The sequence below is a fragment of the Aeromonas sp. S11(2024) genome (genome assembly GCF_041402345.1).
Classification (GTDB): domain Bacteria; phylum Pseudomonadota; class Gammaproteobacteria; order Enterobacterales; family Aeromonadaceae; genus Aeromonas; species Aeromonas veronii.
The window spans coordinates 123,917-138,557 of sequence record NZ_JBGLRC010000006.1; the positions used below are offsets into that span (position 1 = coordinate 123,917).

Sequence of the window (14,641 nt, forward strand, 5' to 3'; positions counted from 1 at the left end):
GGTAAGGGGAAGTGCAGAAAAACTGTGCTTCTCCTCCAACTTTTTGTATTTCCCTCCAATTTTTGCTCCCGCATGTTTCGTGGCTCACAGAACCCGTGACTGCAACTGTTATCAGATTGTTTTTTATGGGGGGATCCATTAAGGTTGGGCGCACAACAACAAACAACCTTAAACCTACGCTTAAACATGGAGTTGATCATGAAAGTTGCCGTTCTGGGTGCCGCTGGTGGCATCGGTCAAGCCCTCGCTCTGCTGTTGAAAAACCGTCTGCCGGCTGGCTCCGAGCTGAGCCTGTATGACATCGCCCCGGTCACCCCGGGTGTGGCCGTTGACCTCAGTCATATTCCTACCGACGTCGCCATCAAGGGCTTCTGCGGTGAAGATCCGACTCCTGCACTGGTTGGGGCCGATGTAGTGCTGATCTCCGCCGGTGTGGCACGCAAGCCGGGGATGGATCGCTCCGACCTGTTCAACATTAACGCCGGTATCGTCAAAAATCTGGTCGAGAAGTGCGCGGCCACTTGCCCGAAAGCACTGATCGGCATCATCACCAACCCGGTCAACACCACTGTGGCTATCGCCGCCGAAGTGCTGAAGAAAGCCGGTGTCTATGACAAGCGTCGTCTGTTCGGTGTCACCACCCTGGACGTGATCCGCGCCGAGACCTTCGTGGCCGCTGCCAAAGGGTTGAACATCGACAAGGTACGCGTCAACGTGATCGGTGGTCACAGTGGTGTCACCATCCTGCCGCTGCTCTCCCAGATTGAAGGCGCTTCCTTCACCGCTGAAGAAGTGGCAGCCATGACCAAGCGCATCCAGAATGCCGGTACCGAAGTGGTGGAAGCCAAAGCCGGTGGCGGTTCTGCGACCCTCTCCATGGGTCAGGCGGCTTGCCGTTTTGGTCTCTCCCTCATCAAGGGTCTGCAGGGCGAAGCCAACGTTGTTGAGTGCGCCTACGTGGAAGGCAACGGCGAGCACGCCACCTTCTTCGCACAGCCGGTACTGCTGGGCAAGAATGGCGTCGAAACCGTACTGGATTACGGCAAGCTGAGCGCGTTCGAGCAGGAAGCGATGGAAGGCATGCTGGCTACCCTGAAAGCCGATATCCAGCTGGGTGTCGATTTCGTCAAGTAAGCGGGTCAACCGTGCCAACAAGGGAGCTTCGGCTCCCTTTTGTATTGATGAGATCCGCCCGGCAGGCTAAGGGGATGGGGCTTGGTGCCGATAACAGAGTGCAGCAGGAGATCCTTATGATGAAACCCCTTACCCTTCTCATTCTTGTCGGTACATTCACCGCGCCCCTCTATGGTGCCGAGGCGGTATCGGCTGCCGTATCGAGCGATGCGCCTGCAGCAAGTGCATCGGCACCGACCGCAAGCAGTGCTGCGGTGGCAACGGCCCCTGTCTCTGCAGCTACGCCAGCGCCCTCTGAGGCCGTTCCCGTCTTGCTTCCGGCCGAGCCGGTCACACCCGTTGCCAGCAGTGGCGAGGGGGCCGCGCCGCTGCCAAAACCGGCGGAGCCTGCTGCTGTGGTGGCGCCTCCCGCTCCTCTGGCCGCTGGCGAGTTGCAGGCGGTGCCGCTCTATCGTCAGGACGAGCTGCTCAACTGGATTGAGCAGGGGCGCCACCTCACTCAGGTTAAACAGGATCGCTGTCAGCTGACTCAGGATATCGAAGCGCGCGCCTCGGTGATGAAGATCCCGGCCTATCAATTCCTCTGGGGGGATATGCTGGCGTGGGGGGTCTGTACCAAGTCCAACGCCGAGCTCGGGGTGCAATATATGTGGGAGGCGGCCAATCAGGGGTTGGCGCCGGCGCTGGAGCAGCTGGGTCGCTACTACTGGAAAGGAACTTTGGTGCAGAAGGATTTGGTGCGAGCCGAAACTCTGATGCGCGAGGCGGCCAGCCTCGGTTTTCTGCGGGCTCGCATCGAGTGGGTCGAGATGCTGTTGCAGGGGATGGGCAGTCCGCTCGATTATGAGGACGCCTATCGCTGGCTCCATGGCTCCGTCATAGGTGACAAGGCGCTGCACCAGAAGGCGGCGAGTCTGCTCAACCGTCTTGGCAACCGGATGCCGGCCAACGTGGTGGCCCACGCCAAGGCGATGCACTGATCCAAAAAAATGACCCACAGATCTGCACCTGTGGGTCCGGTTCCAGCCGCCGTGCCATGACAGGCCGGAACCTCCCTCTGTTATATGGCTGCCTGCGCCTTAGAGATCTTGGTGGGGGCCAAAAACTTCGTAATGGAGCTGCCCCGTTGGCACCCCAGCCGCCAGCAGCTGCCGCTTGATCTCCTGCATGAAGCCGACGGGGCCACAGAAGTAGTAGTGGGCCTCTGGCGTGATGCGCTCCTTCACGGCAGTCAGATCCATGGTGCCGGCCAGGTCGTAATCTTCACCCTGTACATCGCTGGCCTCCGGTTCCCGATACCAGGTCCGGCTCAGCAAGTTGGGATGCTGGCGGGATTTTTGCTGAATATCCTCCCGGAAGGCGTGTACAGCGCCCTGTTCGCAGGCGTGCAACCAGGTGACATCAGCCTGATGGCCGTTCGCCAGCAGCTGGTTGAGCATGCTCATCATCGGTGTCACGCCGACACCGGCTGAGAGCAGTACCACCGGGGTCTGGCTGTCGGCTTTCAGGTAGAAATCGCCGGTAGGGGGCATCACCTCGATCTTGTCACCCGCCTGCAGGTGATCGTGCAGCAGGTTGGAGACCTGACCCAGCGGCTCACGCTTGACGCTGATGCGGTAGTCCTGCCCGTTGGGGGCATCGGAGAGGGAGTACTGGCGGATCTCCTGATATTCCAGCTCGGGGTGAACCAGCTTGACGCTGAGGTATTGGCCCGGTTTGAAGGTCAATACCGGCTTGCCATCTTCCGGCGTCAGCAGGAAGGAGGTGATGAGGGCGCTCTCGGCTCGCTTCTCCTTGATGATGAAGGTGCGGGTACCTTGCCAGCCGCCATCCTGATTGGCCTTCTCCTGATAGATCTCCTGCTCGCGGCCGATGAAGATGTCGGCCAGCACGCCATACGCCTTGCCCCATGCCTCCAGCACCTCGTCGGTGACCGCACTTCCGCCCAATTCTTTGAGCGTGGCCAAGAGATGACTACCTACAATGTGATATTGTTCCGGCTGGATCAGGAATCCGGTATGTTTGTGCGCAATCCGCTCGACCGCACCGGCGAGCGCTCCCAGATTGTCGATATTTTTTGCATACGCGGCGACTGCATTGAACAGGGCCAGCGGCTGGCCGCCACTGCGTTGGTGGGCCAGGTTGAAGATATCTTTCAGCTCCGGGTTATGGCTGAACATCCGCTGGTAGAAGTGCTGGGTGAGGGCAGGGCCTGCCGATTCGAGCAGCGGAATAGTGCTTTTGATGACGGCAACGGTGGTTTGATCTAGCATAGGGGCCTCGTTCTAATTGAACATATAAAATGTCATTTAATAAGTGGCATCCTAGATGTTTATTTGATTTGAATCAATACTCCACTTTTCGCATCGCGCTAATCAGGTTTTATGAGACTAACCAGTTATACAGATTTCGGATTGAGAGCCCTGCTCTATCTTGCCACCCTGCCGGAAGGGGAGTTGTCGAGCGTTGCCAAGGTATCGGCCCTGTATGGCGTTTCCCGCAATCACATGGTGAAGGTGGTCAATCAGCTGGTGAAGCTGGGCTATCTGCAATCCCAGCGGGGCAAGAATGGCGGCATTCGCATGGCTTGCGATCCCGCTAGCATCAATATCGGGCAGGTGATCAGGGCGCTGGAAGGCAATCTGGACGGCATTGACTGCGGCTCGCCCGCTTGTCACATCGTCTCTGTCTGTCTGCTCAAGAGTGCGCTGAAAGAGGCGATGGATGCGTTTCTGGCGGTGATGGACAGCTATACGCTGCAAGACCTGCTAGCCAACCGTGACGAGCTGCAACGGGTGTTCGGCGAGCTGATCCCGACGCTGGTGCTGGAGCCGGATGATGAAGATGAGCAATGACGATGAGCAATAGAAAAGGGCTGCCATTGGCAGCCCTTTTTCAATCTTGCGGATCCGACTCCGCCCGGTACGATGCCGGCATGATCCGCGCCATCTTCACCATGTTGTTCTCCACATCGAGGATCTCGATAGGATAACCGGCCAGCCGGATCCCGATGTTGGGCTGGGGGATCTCCTCCAGATATTCGAGGATCAGACCGTTGAGGGTGCGCGGGCCGTCGATGGGAAGGTGCCAGTTCATCTCCTTGTTCAGCTCACGAATATTGGCTGAGCCTTCGACCAGATAAGAACCATCTGACTGGGGGTGGATCTCGTCGCTCGGCGCTGGCGTCATGGAGGTGGTGAAGTCGCCGACGATCTCTTCCAGAATGTCGTCCAGAGTGATTAGCCCCTGAATGTCGCCGTATTCGTCGACGATCAGGCCAATTCGCTCCTTGTTGCGCTGGAACTTGGCCAGCTGCACGTTGAGCGGCGTTCCTTCCGGAATGAAGTAGATCTCGTCCACTTCCCGCAACAGGCTCGATTTGTTGAACTGGTCCCTGGCTACCAGCCTCAGGGCATCGCGAGCGTGTAAAAATCCGACAACGTCGTCGATATTGTCGCGATAGAGCAGGATCTTGGTGTGAGCGCAGTGGGCCAGCTGGCGCTGGATGCTCTTCCAGTCATCGTTGATGTCGATGGCGTAGATATCGCTGCGCGGCACCATGATGTCCTCGACCAGCATCTTGTCGAGATCCAGAATGCTCAGCAGCATCTCTTGATGACGCTGGGGGATCAGGTTACCCGCCTCATTGACGATGGTGCGCAGTTCCTCGGTGTTGAGGGAGTCATCCTTGTTGGGATTGATCTTCAGCATCTTGAGCAGGCCGCTGGTGATGCCGTTGATCAGCCAGACCAGCGGCGAGAGCGGCACCATCAGCCCCTTGAGGATCCAGGAGGCGGGATAGGCGATCTTCTCAGGAAACATGGCGGCCAGGGTCTTTGGCGTCACTTCACCGAATACCAGCACCACCAGAGTCAGGCCGAAGGTGGCGATGGCGACCCCGAGATCACCAAACAGCCGGATACAGACGATGGTGGCGATGGCGGAGGCGAGGATATTGACCAGATTGTTGCCGATCAGGATCAGCCCCAGCAGGCGATCGGGGCGGGCGAGCAGTTGCTCGACGCGACGTGCGGCTTTGTGTTTGGTCTGTGCCAGATGCCGCAGCTTGTAGCGGTTGATGGACATCAGGCCGGTTTCGGCACTGGAGAAAAAGGCGGAAAGAAGGATCAAGATAACGAGAACAATCAGTAATGTACTCGTTGAGATGCTGTCCAAAAAGGGCTCCTGTTGGATGGTATGGCTAAAAGAGTATAGGTGTCAGCTCAACAGCACTTCTTTGACGAAGCGACTGCCAAAGTAGGCAAGAGTCAGGATGAAGCTGCCGATCAGACTGAGTGTGATGACTTTGCGGCCGCGCCAGCCATAGGTGTGATGACCCCACAGCAGCAACACGTAGACACACCATGCCAGGATGGAGAGCACTGCCTTGTGAGACTTGCCCTGGGCGAACATATCTTCGAGGAAGAAGAGGCCGGAGGCGATGGAAAGTGTCAGTAGCAGCACCCCTGCAGAGATCAACTGAAACAGCCGTTTTTCCACTGTCATCAGTGGCGGCATGGCTGGCAGGTTGCTGATTTTTCTCGATTTAAGCTGTTTGTCCAGACAGGCGAGCTGCAGCGCAAATAGACAGGCGATCATCAATACCGAGTAGGCCATCAGGGCGAGGCCGATGTGCAGCAACAGCTGGGGGTGGGCCTCCAGATGGGTTATGTAGCGACCCGGGATCAAGGCGCTGGCCGCCAACAGCAGGGCCGAGAAGCTGTAGACCACCGGCAGCAGGATCCAGCCGTTGAAGCGGCGGGTCACGCAGGTCATGAAGCAACTGATGATGAGGCTGACCAGCGAGGCAACGTTGAGCATGCTCAGGTTCTGGCCGTAACTCTGCAATACCTCTGAACCGAGGGCGCTGGCGTGGGCGATCAGGGCCAATCCGATACAGGCAAACAGGGAGCGCTGTCCCACCGGCTTGGCGCTCAGTAACAGATGCAGGGAGGCGATGATGGCCAGCAGATAAAACGCCAGGGCCAGAACAGAGATTACGATCATAACCAGGTCGTTGTTGCACAAGCTTTTGAGGGTAAGAGGGGCAGTATACCTTGCACGAGAAGTGCTCGCCAGTTGTGCAACGGCCGATCTGCCCATATATAGGGAGAAGGTCCCTGCTGCTGCGGTGCGGTGAATAATCGTCCTCGCGCCCGCTCTGGGTTATAATGCCCCCAATTTATTACGCCAAGAACCGGAATCCGTCATGTTTGAGAATTTGACTGAACGACTCTCGCGCACCTTGCGCAATGTCAGTGGCCGTGGTCGCCTGACCGAAGACAATATCAAGGAAACCCTGCGCGAAGTCCGCATGGCGCTGCTCGAGGCGGATGTCGCCCTGCCGGTCGTGCGTGATTTCGTCGCGCGTGTCAAAGAGCGCGCAGTCGGGCAGGAAGTGGCCAAATCCCTGAGCCCGGGCCAGGCATTCATCAAGATTGTGCACGGTGAACTGGTCACCGTAATGGGGGAGGCCAACGAACAGCTCAACCTGGCTGCCCAGCCGCCTGCGATCATCCTGATGGCCGGTCTGCAGGGGGCCGGTAAGACCACCACAGTTGGCAAACTGGCCAAGCTGCTCAAAGAGCGCAGCAAGAAGAAGGTGCTGGTAGTCAGTGCCGACGTCTATCGTCCGGCGGCGATCAAACAGCTGGAAACCCTGGCCAATGACATCGGTGTCGACTTCTTCCCGAGCGATGCCAGCCAGAAGCCGGTCGACATCGCCACCGCCGCCATCGATCAGGCGCGCAAGAAATTCTATGACGTGGTGATCGTCGATACTGCCGGTCGTCTGCACGTCGATAGCGAGATGATGGCCGAGATCCAGGATCTGCATGCCACCATCAAGCCGGTCGAGACCCTGTTCGTGGTGGATGCCATGACCGGTCAGGATGCCGCCAACACCGCCAAGGCGTTCAACGAAGCGCTGCCGCTTACCGGTGTGATCCTCACCAAGGCGGATGGCGACGCCCGTGGTGGTGCTGCTCTGTCGGTACGTCACATCACCGGCAAGCCGGTCAAGTTTATCGGTATGGGCGAAAAAACCGATGCGCTGGAGCCGTTCCACCCGGATCGCCTCGCCTCCCGCATCCTCGGTATGGGCGATGTGCTCTCTCTTATCGAAGAGGTCGAGCGCAATGTCGATAAAGAGAAAGCGGCCAAGCTGGCCAGCAAGGTCAAGAGCGGCAAAGGCTTCGATCTGGAAGATTTCCGCGAGCAATTGGCCCAGATGCGCAACATGGGCGGCATGATGGGGATGCTCGACAAGCTGCCCGGCATGTCCGGTCTGCCGGATAACGTGAAAGATCAGATGGATGACAAGCTCACCGTGCGGATGGAGGCCATCATCAGCTCCATGACGCCCAAGGAGCGCGCCCACCCTGATCTCATTAAGGGTTCCCGCAAACGCCGTATCGCCGCAGGTTCCGGCATGCAGGTGCAGGACGTGAACAAGCTGCTCAAGCAGTTCACCGAGATGCAGCGCATGATGAAGAAAATGTCCGGTAAAGGCGGCATGCGCAAGATGATGAGCCAGATGAAGAACATGATGCCCCCCGGTTTCGGTGGCGGTCGCGGCCCGTTCTGATCCGGCCTGCGTGTTGATGGGGGTCTGCTGCGGCAGGCCCCTTTTCATTGCCGCTCTGCGCAAAAAATGGCTGGCTTGGTTGCAATTATTACGAATCCAAGTAGAATTACGCGGCTTATTTTAAGCTAGGGTCCGCGTGTTTGCGGGCCTTGTTCATTAGATGTTAATGAGGACGATATGGTAACCATTCGTTTACAACGTGGTGGCGCGAAAAAGCGTCCGTTCTACCAGGTAGTAGTTTCTGACAGCCGTTGCGCCCGTGACGGTCGCTTCATCGAGCGCGTTGGTTTCTTCAACCCGGTTGCTGCTGGTCAAGCTGAAAAGCTGAACCTGGACCTGGCTCGTATCGAGCATTGGGTTGCTACTGGTGCCGCTGTTTCTGACCGCGTTGCCAAGCTGATCAAAGACGCTAAAAAAGCTGCTTAATCAGCCCAACGGTAAGGAGTTAAGGTGGAAAAACCTGTAGTTCTGGGCACCCTGGGTACCGTTTATGGCATCAAGGGCTGGCTTAAAGTGAACTCCTTCACCGATGTTGCCGAAGCGATTTTCGATTACAACCCCTGGCTGATTAATCAGAACGGGGCGTGGCGTGAAATTCGGGTTTCATCCTGGAAACGTCACAACAAGGGTCTGATTTGCAAACTCGATGGTATCGATGTGCGCGAAGATGCCCTGGCATTGACCAATGTCGAGATTGGCGTACCCGCCGATCTGTTGCCTGCGTTGCCTGAAGGTGAGTTCTACTGGCGTGACCTGATTGGTTGCTCCGTGGTGACCACCAAGGGATACGACCTGGGCAAGGTGACCGAATTGATGGAAACCGGCTCCAACGATGTGTTGGTGGTTGAGGCCAATGTAAAAGATGCCTTTGGTGCAAAGGAGCGGTTGATTCCGTTCCTGGAAGAGCAGGTGATCAAGAATATTGATCTGACTGCTCGAACAATCGAAGTTGATTGGGATCCTGGTTTCTAGTTTCCCGCGCTAACACGGGTGCCGGAGGTTTCTTATGTGGATTGGGGTCATTAGCCTCTTCCCTGAAATGTTCCGAGCCATTACCGAGCACGGGGTAACGGGTCGGGCCGTCAAGAGTGGCCTGCTGCAGATTGAGTGCTGGAACCCCCGGGAGTTTACCCACGACAAACACCGTACGGTCGATGATCGTCCTTATGGTGGTGGGCCCGGCATGTTAATGATGGTTCAGCCGCTGCGTGACGCGATTCATGCAGCCAAGCAAGCAGCGGGAGACGGGGCGAAAGTCATCTATCTCTCTCCTCAGGGACGCAAGCTGACTCAAGCGGGCGTAACCGAGTTGGCGACGAATCAGAAACTGATTCTGGTAGCCGGTCGATACGAAGGTATCGATGAACGCGTGATACAAACCGAAGTCGACGAAGAGTGGTCTATCGGGGATTACGTGTTAAGTGGTGGCGAGTTGCCTGCCATGACCCTGATCGATGCGGTTTCGCGTCTGGTCCCCGGGGTTTTGGGCGATCAGGCCAGTGCCGAGCAAGACTCCTTTACGGATGGCTTGCTGGATCATCCCCACTACACTCGGCCGGAGGTGTTGGATGGATTGGCGGTGCCCGAGGCGCTGACAAGCGGCAATCACGAAGTGATTCGACGCTGGCGTCTCAAGCAGTCGCTCGGACGAACCTGGCAAAGAAGGCCGGAACTTATTAACAACCTAGCTCTGACTGACGAGCAAGAATCACTTCTTGCCGAGTATGTCCGCGAAGTGCGTGACAGCGTTAAGTAGAGTTTTCAGTTTATCCTAGGTAAGGAAAGACAATGAGCAAGATTATTCAGCAGCTTGAACAAGAGCAACTGCGTACCGACATCCCGGCTTTTGCCCAGGGCGACACTGTACGTGTTCAAGTTCGTGTTAAAGAAGGTGGTAAAGAGCGTCTGCAGGCTTTCGAAGGCATCGTTATTGCCAAGCGTAACCGCGGTCTGCACTCTGCTTTCACCGTTCGCAAGATCTCCAACGGCGAAGGTGTTGAGCGTGTATTCCAGACTCACTCTCCGCTGATCCACAGTGTAGAACTGAAGCGTCGTGGTGATGTTCGCCGCGCCAAACTGTACTACCTGCGCAACCTGTCCGGCAAAGCTGCTCGTATCAAAGAGAAGCTCAACTAATTCGATTCGAATTGGTGTCGGTATGTCGGCAAATAGCTCGACAGGTAGTGAAAAGGCTCGCCAATGGCGAGCCTTTTTTGTATCCGTCAATTGGTTATCTTGCTGCCATTACTGGATCACTCGCACCACCGAGTTGTCACGCCCGAAGGGGCCTGGCACATAGTCGTCTGCTGCCCAGTCATTCTCGTAGAGGGTTTCCCCTGCCGGGGTGATGAGCTGGTAGCAATATTCGAAGTAACCCGGGCCGTCGGTCGGCAGATTGAGGGTGGCTTTGAATTCGCCGCTCTTCATGCGTTTCAGCTCGACCGGTTGCCACTGGGTGAATTCGCCGATCAGCATCACCTGTTCCGCTCCTGCAGCCGCCTCTTTCTCTACGGCAAAGGTCACCTTGACCTCGGGCTTGGACTTTAAAAACTGTTTGATCAGTGGCATGACGCCTCCTTGTCTGTGAGTTAAAAATGGCTCCTGTCTATTTTTATACCACCATATGACAAAGATGTTGATAAGGCAGATCAAGTCGGCAAGGCAAAATAGCGTTGCAGCAAACTGTGGGTAAAGTCGATCTTGAGATAGAAGCCACGGGGCAGGGTCATGATGGGTTGACCATCGCGGCCGATAGCGCGAGTCAGCGCCTTGTTGTTGGCCGCCTTGGGCCGCAGTTGCATCACCTGGCCGTGGCGGGCGCTGATCTGCTCCACTTCTCCCAGCACTATCATGTCCATCAGCTCCTCCCAGTCCTGACGCAGTAGCCGATCTTCCTCTTCATTCGGGCTCCACATCAGCGGCATACCGACCCGCCGCTCGCCAACCGGGATCTCCCGACTGCCTTCCACCGGGATCCAGAGCACCCGGGAGAGCTTGTTGCGCACGTTGGACTCCTCCCAGCGCTGGCCGCTGACGCCGATCAGCGGGGCAACGCAGACGAAGGTTGTCTCCAGCGGTTTGCCCTGAGGATCCACGGGGATCGTCTTGAGCTCGATCCCCAGCTCCGGGAAGTCCTGCTCCGGCTTGCTCCCGGCGCTGGCCCCCAGTTGCAGCTCGATCAACTGGCCGACCCACCCCTTGTCACGGCGCAGGTCTTTGGGCACCACAACGCCAGCCTCGGCGGCCAGCTGTGCCAGCGTGAAGCCGGCCATGGCATAGGCGCGGCTCAATAACTCCTGCTCGGATTGGGGATTGCTTGGCATAGTTGGCTCCATCTTGCTCGCCATATTCTAACAGGGGAGGATCCCGAGAAGGATCGCTGTTTTTATAACCGATCCTGAGTGGATAAGATCAAATGCAGAGAATTTGGGGGCTATCAGTTCATCCTTGTGATTTTAAAGGATTTTGTCTGTTTTATCGAGCAGTAAGCCAGGTCTGGTTTGACCTCGAAATAGTTGTCCAAGGGTTTGTGCATGATGTTACACACAGTTATCCACAGAAATCTTGGATAAGTGGATGAAAGTGGTTGGAGTCGCTGATATGTTACAAAAAATTGTGAATGCCCCCCCATTTTTACCGGGTAAACGGGGTAGATATTGTGCCACTCCTGTGGATAATTTCGCCGCGGTGGATCTTTGAGCAGTTGAACTTGTTCACAATCCGGATCATGGATCTGACTCTTGGTGGAACATGGATCTAGATCCAGTTGTTTTATCTCAAGTTTATAAAAAATAATGATTTTTTATATTTTGTGCCGAGTGGTGATACGGAGAGGCACTTTTCGCGTACAGTTAAAAAGTACTGTATATACCCGTTTGCTAACAGCTTTATGCACAGCCTGGGTGGGCAACTTGGGGGCGTGGATCCTTGGATTTGTTTATAAGTATGTTTGAAATTGAAAGTTATTCATGAAACAGGGGATTCACTCCTTGTTTGCTGCCACGGAGTGAATGTGGAACAATCTCCTTATAGATTCAGCCTTTATAAGGTGATCACGTGATTGATGGCGACGGATTTCGTCCCAATGTCGGTATCGTGATCTGTAACCGTGAAGGACAAGTGTTGTGGGCTAAACGCTATGGGCAGCACTCCTGGCAGTTTCCGCAGGGGGGGGTTGATGATGGTGAAACGCCAGAGCAGGCCATGTATCGAGAGCTGTATGAGGAGATTGGCCTCAAGCCCGAAGATGTGACCATCATGGCCACCAGTCGTAACTGGCTAAAATACCGTTTACCCAAACGTCTTGTCCGCTGGGACAGTTCACCGGTCTGTATTGGCCAAAAACAAAAATGGTTCCTGTTACAGCTGAATTCGGGCAAGGAGTCGCGGATCCAGTTCGGCTGTCATGGCCATCCCGAATTTGACGACTGGCGTTGGGTCAGCTTCTGGTACCCGGTACGTCAGGTCGTCTCGTTCAAGCGGGAGGTTTACCGCCGGGTCATGAAAGAGTTTGCCCCGCTGGCGATGCCAGTGCCGGCAGTGCAGGTCAACAAGAAAGATGGGCGGCGCAACCGCGCCCGTTAAGGAGCACAGATTAGTTGTTAACGGAACTGAGACGTATCGTCGAGAGCATGGCCGAGGCCAATACCCTCGAGCAGGCCTTGCAGGCATTGGTGAGCCAGACCCGGCACGCCATGGCAGTGGACTGCTGCTCCGTCTATGTCTCGGAACCCGAGGTGCGCCGCTATCGCCTGGCGGCTACCGACGGCTTGGCCCCGTCCGCAGTCGGCAAGGTGACCCTGCCTTACGAGCAGGGCATCGTCGGTCTGGTGGGTCAGCGGGAAGAGCTGATCAACCTGGCTGATGCCCCCGCGCATCCCAGTTTCAAATTCCTGCCCGATGTCGCCGAAGAGGCATTCCGCTCCTTCCTCGGCGCTCCCATCATGCATCAGCGTCAGGTGGTCGGCATTCTGGTGGTGCAGCAGAAGGAGAGTCGCCGCTTCGATGAGGGGGAAGAGTCCTTCATGGTCACCCTGGCGGCCCAGCTGGCGGCGCGGATTGCCCAGGCGCAGGCCAAGGGGTGGTTGCAGAAGACCGACTGGAGCAAGCCACTGCGTGGTATTGCCGGTGCCAGCGGCATCGCCATGGCCAAGGCCTGGGTGTGGCGGCCCCGTAAGGCGCTCTCGTCCATTACCCCGCGCAAGGATGAAGACCATGCCAGCCAGCTGGCGCGGCTGGAGCTGGCGGTTGAGGAGGTGCGCCACGATCTGGAGAGTCTGGCGCTGCGTTTTCGCGAGAGCTACAGCCAAGATTCGGTGGCGATCTTCGATATCTACCTCCATCTGCTGAACGATCCCGGCTACATCAAGCCGATTCGCAACAAGGTGAGCAAGGAGCACTGGACTGCGGTCTCTGCGGTCAAGCTCATCAGTGATCGCTTGATCGAGCAGTTCAAGGGGATGAAGGATCCCTACTTGCAGGAGCGCTCCACCGACGTGAAGGATATTGCCCAGCGGCTGATCAGCCGACTGGTGCAGAATGAACCGGAACATATCTCCATCGGCGAGCCGGTGGTGCTGGTTGCCGACGAGGTGACTGCTACCATTCTGGCGGAAGTGCCCCGCGAGTATCTGACCGGCGTGGTCTCGCTCAAGGGGGGCACCAACTCCCACGCGGCCATTCTGGCCCGCGCCATGGGGGTCGCCGCCATCATGGGGGTCGATCTGCCCCTAGGTGACATCGGTGGTCGCATGCTGGTTGTCGATGGCTACAGCGGCGATCTCTTCATCGAGCCCAATCAGGTGATACTGACCGAGTATCGTCAGCTGCTGAGCGAAGAACGGGCGCTCGATACCCTGGTGCGCAGCATCGATAACCTGCCATCCGAGACGGCCGACGGCACCAAGGTTTCCCTGTTGCTCAACGCCGGTCTCAGCGCCGATACCGAGATCTCCCTCAACCAGCTGGCGGACGGGGTCGGTCTCTATCGCACCGAGATCCCCTTTATGCTGCAGGAGAGCTTCCCCTCCGAGTGGGAGCAGACCGCCCGCTATCGCGGCATTCTGGAGACCTACCGCAACCGGCCGGTCTGCATGCGGACGCTGGATGTGGGCGGCGACAAACCGTTACCCTATTTCCCCATCGTCGAGGAAAACCCCTTCCTTGGCTGGCGGGGGATCCGGATCACTCTGGATCACCCCGAACTGTTTCTGGTGCAGCTCAAGGCGATGCTGCGGGCCAGTGAAGGGCTGGACAATCTGGCCATCATGCTGCCGATGATCAGCAGCGTCAGCGAAATCAAAGCCTCTCGTCGTCTGCTGGATCAGGCGTGGCGAGAGGTGTCAGAAGAGGCGGCAAGCCGCGATGCGGTGATCCGCTACCCCAGCCTCGGGGTGATGATCGAGGTGCCCTCAGCACTCTTTATCTTGCCGGAGATGGCGCCGCTCATCGATTTCTGGTCGGTGGGCAGTAACGACCTGACCCAGTACCTGCTGGCGGTAGATCGCAACAATTCCCGGGTTGCCAACATCTATGATGCCTTCCATCCTGCGGTGATCCGCGCCCTGCAACAGCTGGTTGATGCCTCCCATCGCTACCAGAAGCCGGTGTCGGTGTGTGGCGAGTTGGCCGGTGATCCGGTCGGTGTGCTGCTGTTGCTTGCCATGGGCTATCGCCGCTTCAGTATGAACACCCACAACATCGCCCGGATCAAGTACGTGCTGCGTCAATCCACCCTGAGCGAGTTGACCGAACTGATGGCCGATGGCCTCAAACATGACAACCCCCACGTACTGCGCGGCCTGTTTGCCCGCTATCTGGAGGAGCATGGTTTGGGCGGTTTGCTGCGAGCCGGTCATAAATCGAAACAGAGTGATTGATAATCATGCCTTGTCCCTGCTGACGAATGATCGGAAAATGCGG

General features: G+C 57.0%; 15 protein-coding genes. 10 read left to right on the top strand and 5 right to left on the bottom strand.

Annotated elements, in window-relative coordinates; all coding sequences use genetic code 11:
• The first annotated feature begins 198 nt into the window (after positions 1–198).
• Complete coding sequence (gene mdh, locus ACB040_RS07760) at positions 199–1,134, top strand: malate dehydrogenase (protein WP_005340384.1); 936 nt, start codon at positions 199–201, stop codon at positions 1,132–1,134.
• A gap of 395 nt (positions 1,135–1,529) precedes the next feature.
• On the top strand, positions 1,530–2,114 hold the full coding sequence (locus tag ACB040_RS07765) for a flagellar protein MotX (RefSeq protein WP_338775020.1): 585 nt from the start codon (positions 1,530–1,532) through the stop codon (positions 2,112–2,114).
• A 99-nt stretch (positions 2,115–2,213) separates the two neighbouring features.
• Here ACB040_RS07765 and hmpA read toward each other — a convergent pair whose 3' ends face one another.
• Positions 2,214–3,407: an NO-inducible flavohemoprotein gene (hmpA, locus tag ACB040_RS07770; RefSeq protein WP_338772589.1), complete on the bottom strand. Its 1,194-nt coding sequence runs from the start codon at positions 3,405–3,407 to the stop codon at positions 2,214–2,216.
• A 111-nt stretch (positions 3,408–3,518) separates the two neighbouring features.
• On the opposite strand from hmpA, the gene ACB040_RS07775 reads away from it, so the two are divergent.
• Positions 3,519–3,989, top strand: coding sequence for an Rrf2 family transcriptional regulator (locus ACB040_RS07775; protein WP_164537731.1), 471 nt, complete (start codon positions 3,519–3,521; stop codon positions 3,987–3,989).
• Positions 3,990–4,029: 40 nt separating this feature from the next.
• Here the strand turns inward: ACB040_RS07775 and ACB040_RS07780 are convergent, their stop codons facing one another.
• Both ACB040_RS07780 and ACB040_RS07785 read right to left on the bottom strand, forming a co-directional pair.
• Positions 4,030–5,310: an HlyC/CorC family transporter gene (locus tag ACB040_RS07780; protein ID WP_139441869.1), complete on the bottom strand. Its 1,281-nt coding sequence runs from the start codon at positions 5,308–5,310 to the stop codon at positions 4,030–4,032.
• A 42-nt stretch (positions 5,311–5,352) separates the two neighbouring features.
• The gene (locus ACB040_RS07785) at positions 5,353–6,141 is read right to left on the bottom strand and encodes an inner membrane protein YpjD (RefSeq protein WP_005340390.1); all 789 of its coding nucleotides are present in this window, start codon (positions 6,139–6,141) and stop codon (positions 5,353–5,355) included.
• Positions 6,142–6,343: 202 nt separating this feature from the next.
• Between ACB040_RS07785 and ffh the strand changes: the two genes are divergently transcribed.
• The 5 genes from ffh to rplS all read left to right on the top strand — a co-directional run bounded on the left by ffh (position 6,344) and on the right by rplS (position 9,856).
• Positions 6,344–7,720, top strand: a complete 1,377-nt coding sequence (ffh, locus tag ACB040_RS07790; RefSeq protein WP_005357987.1) for a signal recognition particle protein — start codon at positions 6,344–6,346, stop codon at positions 7,718–7,720.
• Positions 7,721–7,897: 177 nt separating this feature from the next.
• Positions 7,898–8,146, top strand: a complete 249-nt coding sequence (rpsP, locus tag ACB040_RS07795) for a 30S ribosomal protein S16 (RefSeq protein WP_005340392.1) — start codon at positions 7,898–7,900, stop codon at positions 8,144–8,146.
• A gap of 24 nt (positions 8,147–8,170) precedes the next feature.
• A complete protein-coding gene (rimM, locus tag ACB040_RS07800; protein ID WP_005340394.1) occupies positions 8,171–8,692 on the top strand; it encodes a ribosome maturation factor RimM in 522 nt (173 codons plus the stop codon).
• A 34-nt stretch (positions 8,693–8,726) separates the two neighbouring features.
• Positions 8,727–9,476: a tRNA (guanosine(37)-N1)-methyltransferase TrmD gene (gene trmD, locus ACB040_RS07805; RefSeq protein ID WP_005340400.1), complete on the top strand. Its 750-nt coding sequence runs from the start codon at positions 8,727–8,729 to the stop codon at positions 9,474–9,476.
• 32 nt (positions 9,477–9,508) lie between these two features.
• Entirely contained in the window at positions 9,509–9,856 is a 348-nt protein-coding gene (gene rplS / locus ACB040_RS07810; protein ID WP_005313505.1) for a 50S ribosomal protein L19, read from the top strand.
• Positions 9,857–9,964: 108 nt separating this feature from the next.
• Here the strand turns inward: rplS and ACB040_RS07815 are convergent, their stop codons facing one another.
• Together ACB040_RS07815 and mutH are read right to left on the bottom strand one after the other, a co-directional pair.
• Positions 9,965–10,288 carry an isoamylase early set domain-containing protein gene (locus ACB040_RS07815; RefSeq protein WP_005348910.1) on the bottom strand — a complete coding sequence of 108 codons (324 nt, stop codon included), beginning with the start codon at positions 10,286–10,288 and terminating at the stop codon, positions 9,965–9,967.
• Positions 10,289–10,368: 80 nt separating this feature from the next.
• The gene (mutH, locus tag ACB040_RS07820; RefSeq protein WP_338772584.1) at positions 10,369–11,043 is read right to left on the bottom strand and encodes a DNA mismatch repair endonuclease MutH; all 675 of its coding nucleotides are present in this window, start codon (positions 11,041–11,043) and stop codon (positions 10,369–10,371) included.
• Between the two features lie 733 nt (positions 11,044–11,776).
• Between mutH and rppH the strand changes: the two genes are divergently transcribed.
• Together rppH and ptsP are read left to right on the top strand one after the other, a co-directional pair.
• Positions 11,777–12,304, top strand: coding sequence for an RNA pyrophosphohydrolase (gene rppH / locus ACB040_RS07825; protein WP_005340421.1), 528 nt, complete (start codon positions 11,777–11,779; stop codon positions 12,302–12,304).
• 14 nt (positions 12,305–12,318) lie between these two features.
• The gene (ptsP, locus tag ACB040_RS07830; RefSeq protein WP_279507405.1) at positions 12,319–14,598 is read left to right on the top strand and encodes a phosphoenolpyruvate--protein phosphotransferase; all 2,280 of its coding nucleotides are present in this window, start codon (positions 12,319–12,321) and stop codon (positions 14,596–14,598) included.
• Positions 14,599–14,641 lie beyond the last annotated feature (43 nt).

What these genes read in the sequence shown, in the direction of transcription:
- rplS (WP_005313505.1), top strand. Translation starts at nt 9,509, where the DNA reads ATGAGCAAGATTATTCAGCAGCTTGAACAAGAGCAACTGCGTACCGAC.
- hmpA (WP_338772589.1), bottom strand. Translation starts at nt 3,407, where the DNA reads ATGCTAGATCAAACCACCGTTGCCGTCATCAAAAGCACTATTCCGCTG.
- ffh (WP_005357987.1), top strand. Translation starts at nt 6,344, where the DNA reads ATGTTTGAGAATTTGACTGAACGACTCTCGCGCACCTTGCGCAATGTC.
- ACB040_RS07785 (WP_005340390.1), bottom strand. Translation starts at nt 6,141, where the DNA reads ATGATCGTAATCTCTGTTCTGGCCCTGGCGTTTTATCTGCTGGCCATC.
- trmD (WP_005340400.1), top strand. Translation starts at nt 8,727, where the DNA reads ATGTGGATTGGGGTCATTAGCCTCTTCCCTGAAATGTTCCGAGCCATT.
- mutH (WP_338772584.1), bottom strand. Translation starts at nt 11,043, where the DNA reads ATGCCAAGCAATCCCCAATCCGAGCAGGAGTTATTGAGCCGCGCCTAT.
- mdh (WP_005340384.1), top strand. Translation starts at nt 199, where the DNA reads ATGAAAGTTGCCGTTCTGGGTGCCGCTGGTGGCATCGGTCAAGCCCTC.
- ACB040_RS07775 (WP_164537731.1), top strand. Translation starts at nt 3,519, where the DNA reads ATGAGACTAACCAGTTATACAGATTTCGGATTGAGAGCCCTGCTCTAT.
- rpsP (WP_005340392.1), top strand. Translation starts at nt 7,898, where the DNA reads ATGGTAACCATTCGTTTACAACGTGGTGGCGCGAAAAAGCGTCCGTTC.
- ACB040_RS07815 (WP_005348910.1), bottom strand. Translation starts at nt 10,288, where the DNA reads ATGCCACTGATCAAACAGTTTTTAAAGTCCAAGCCCGAGGTCAAGGTG.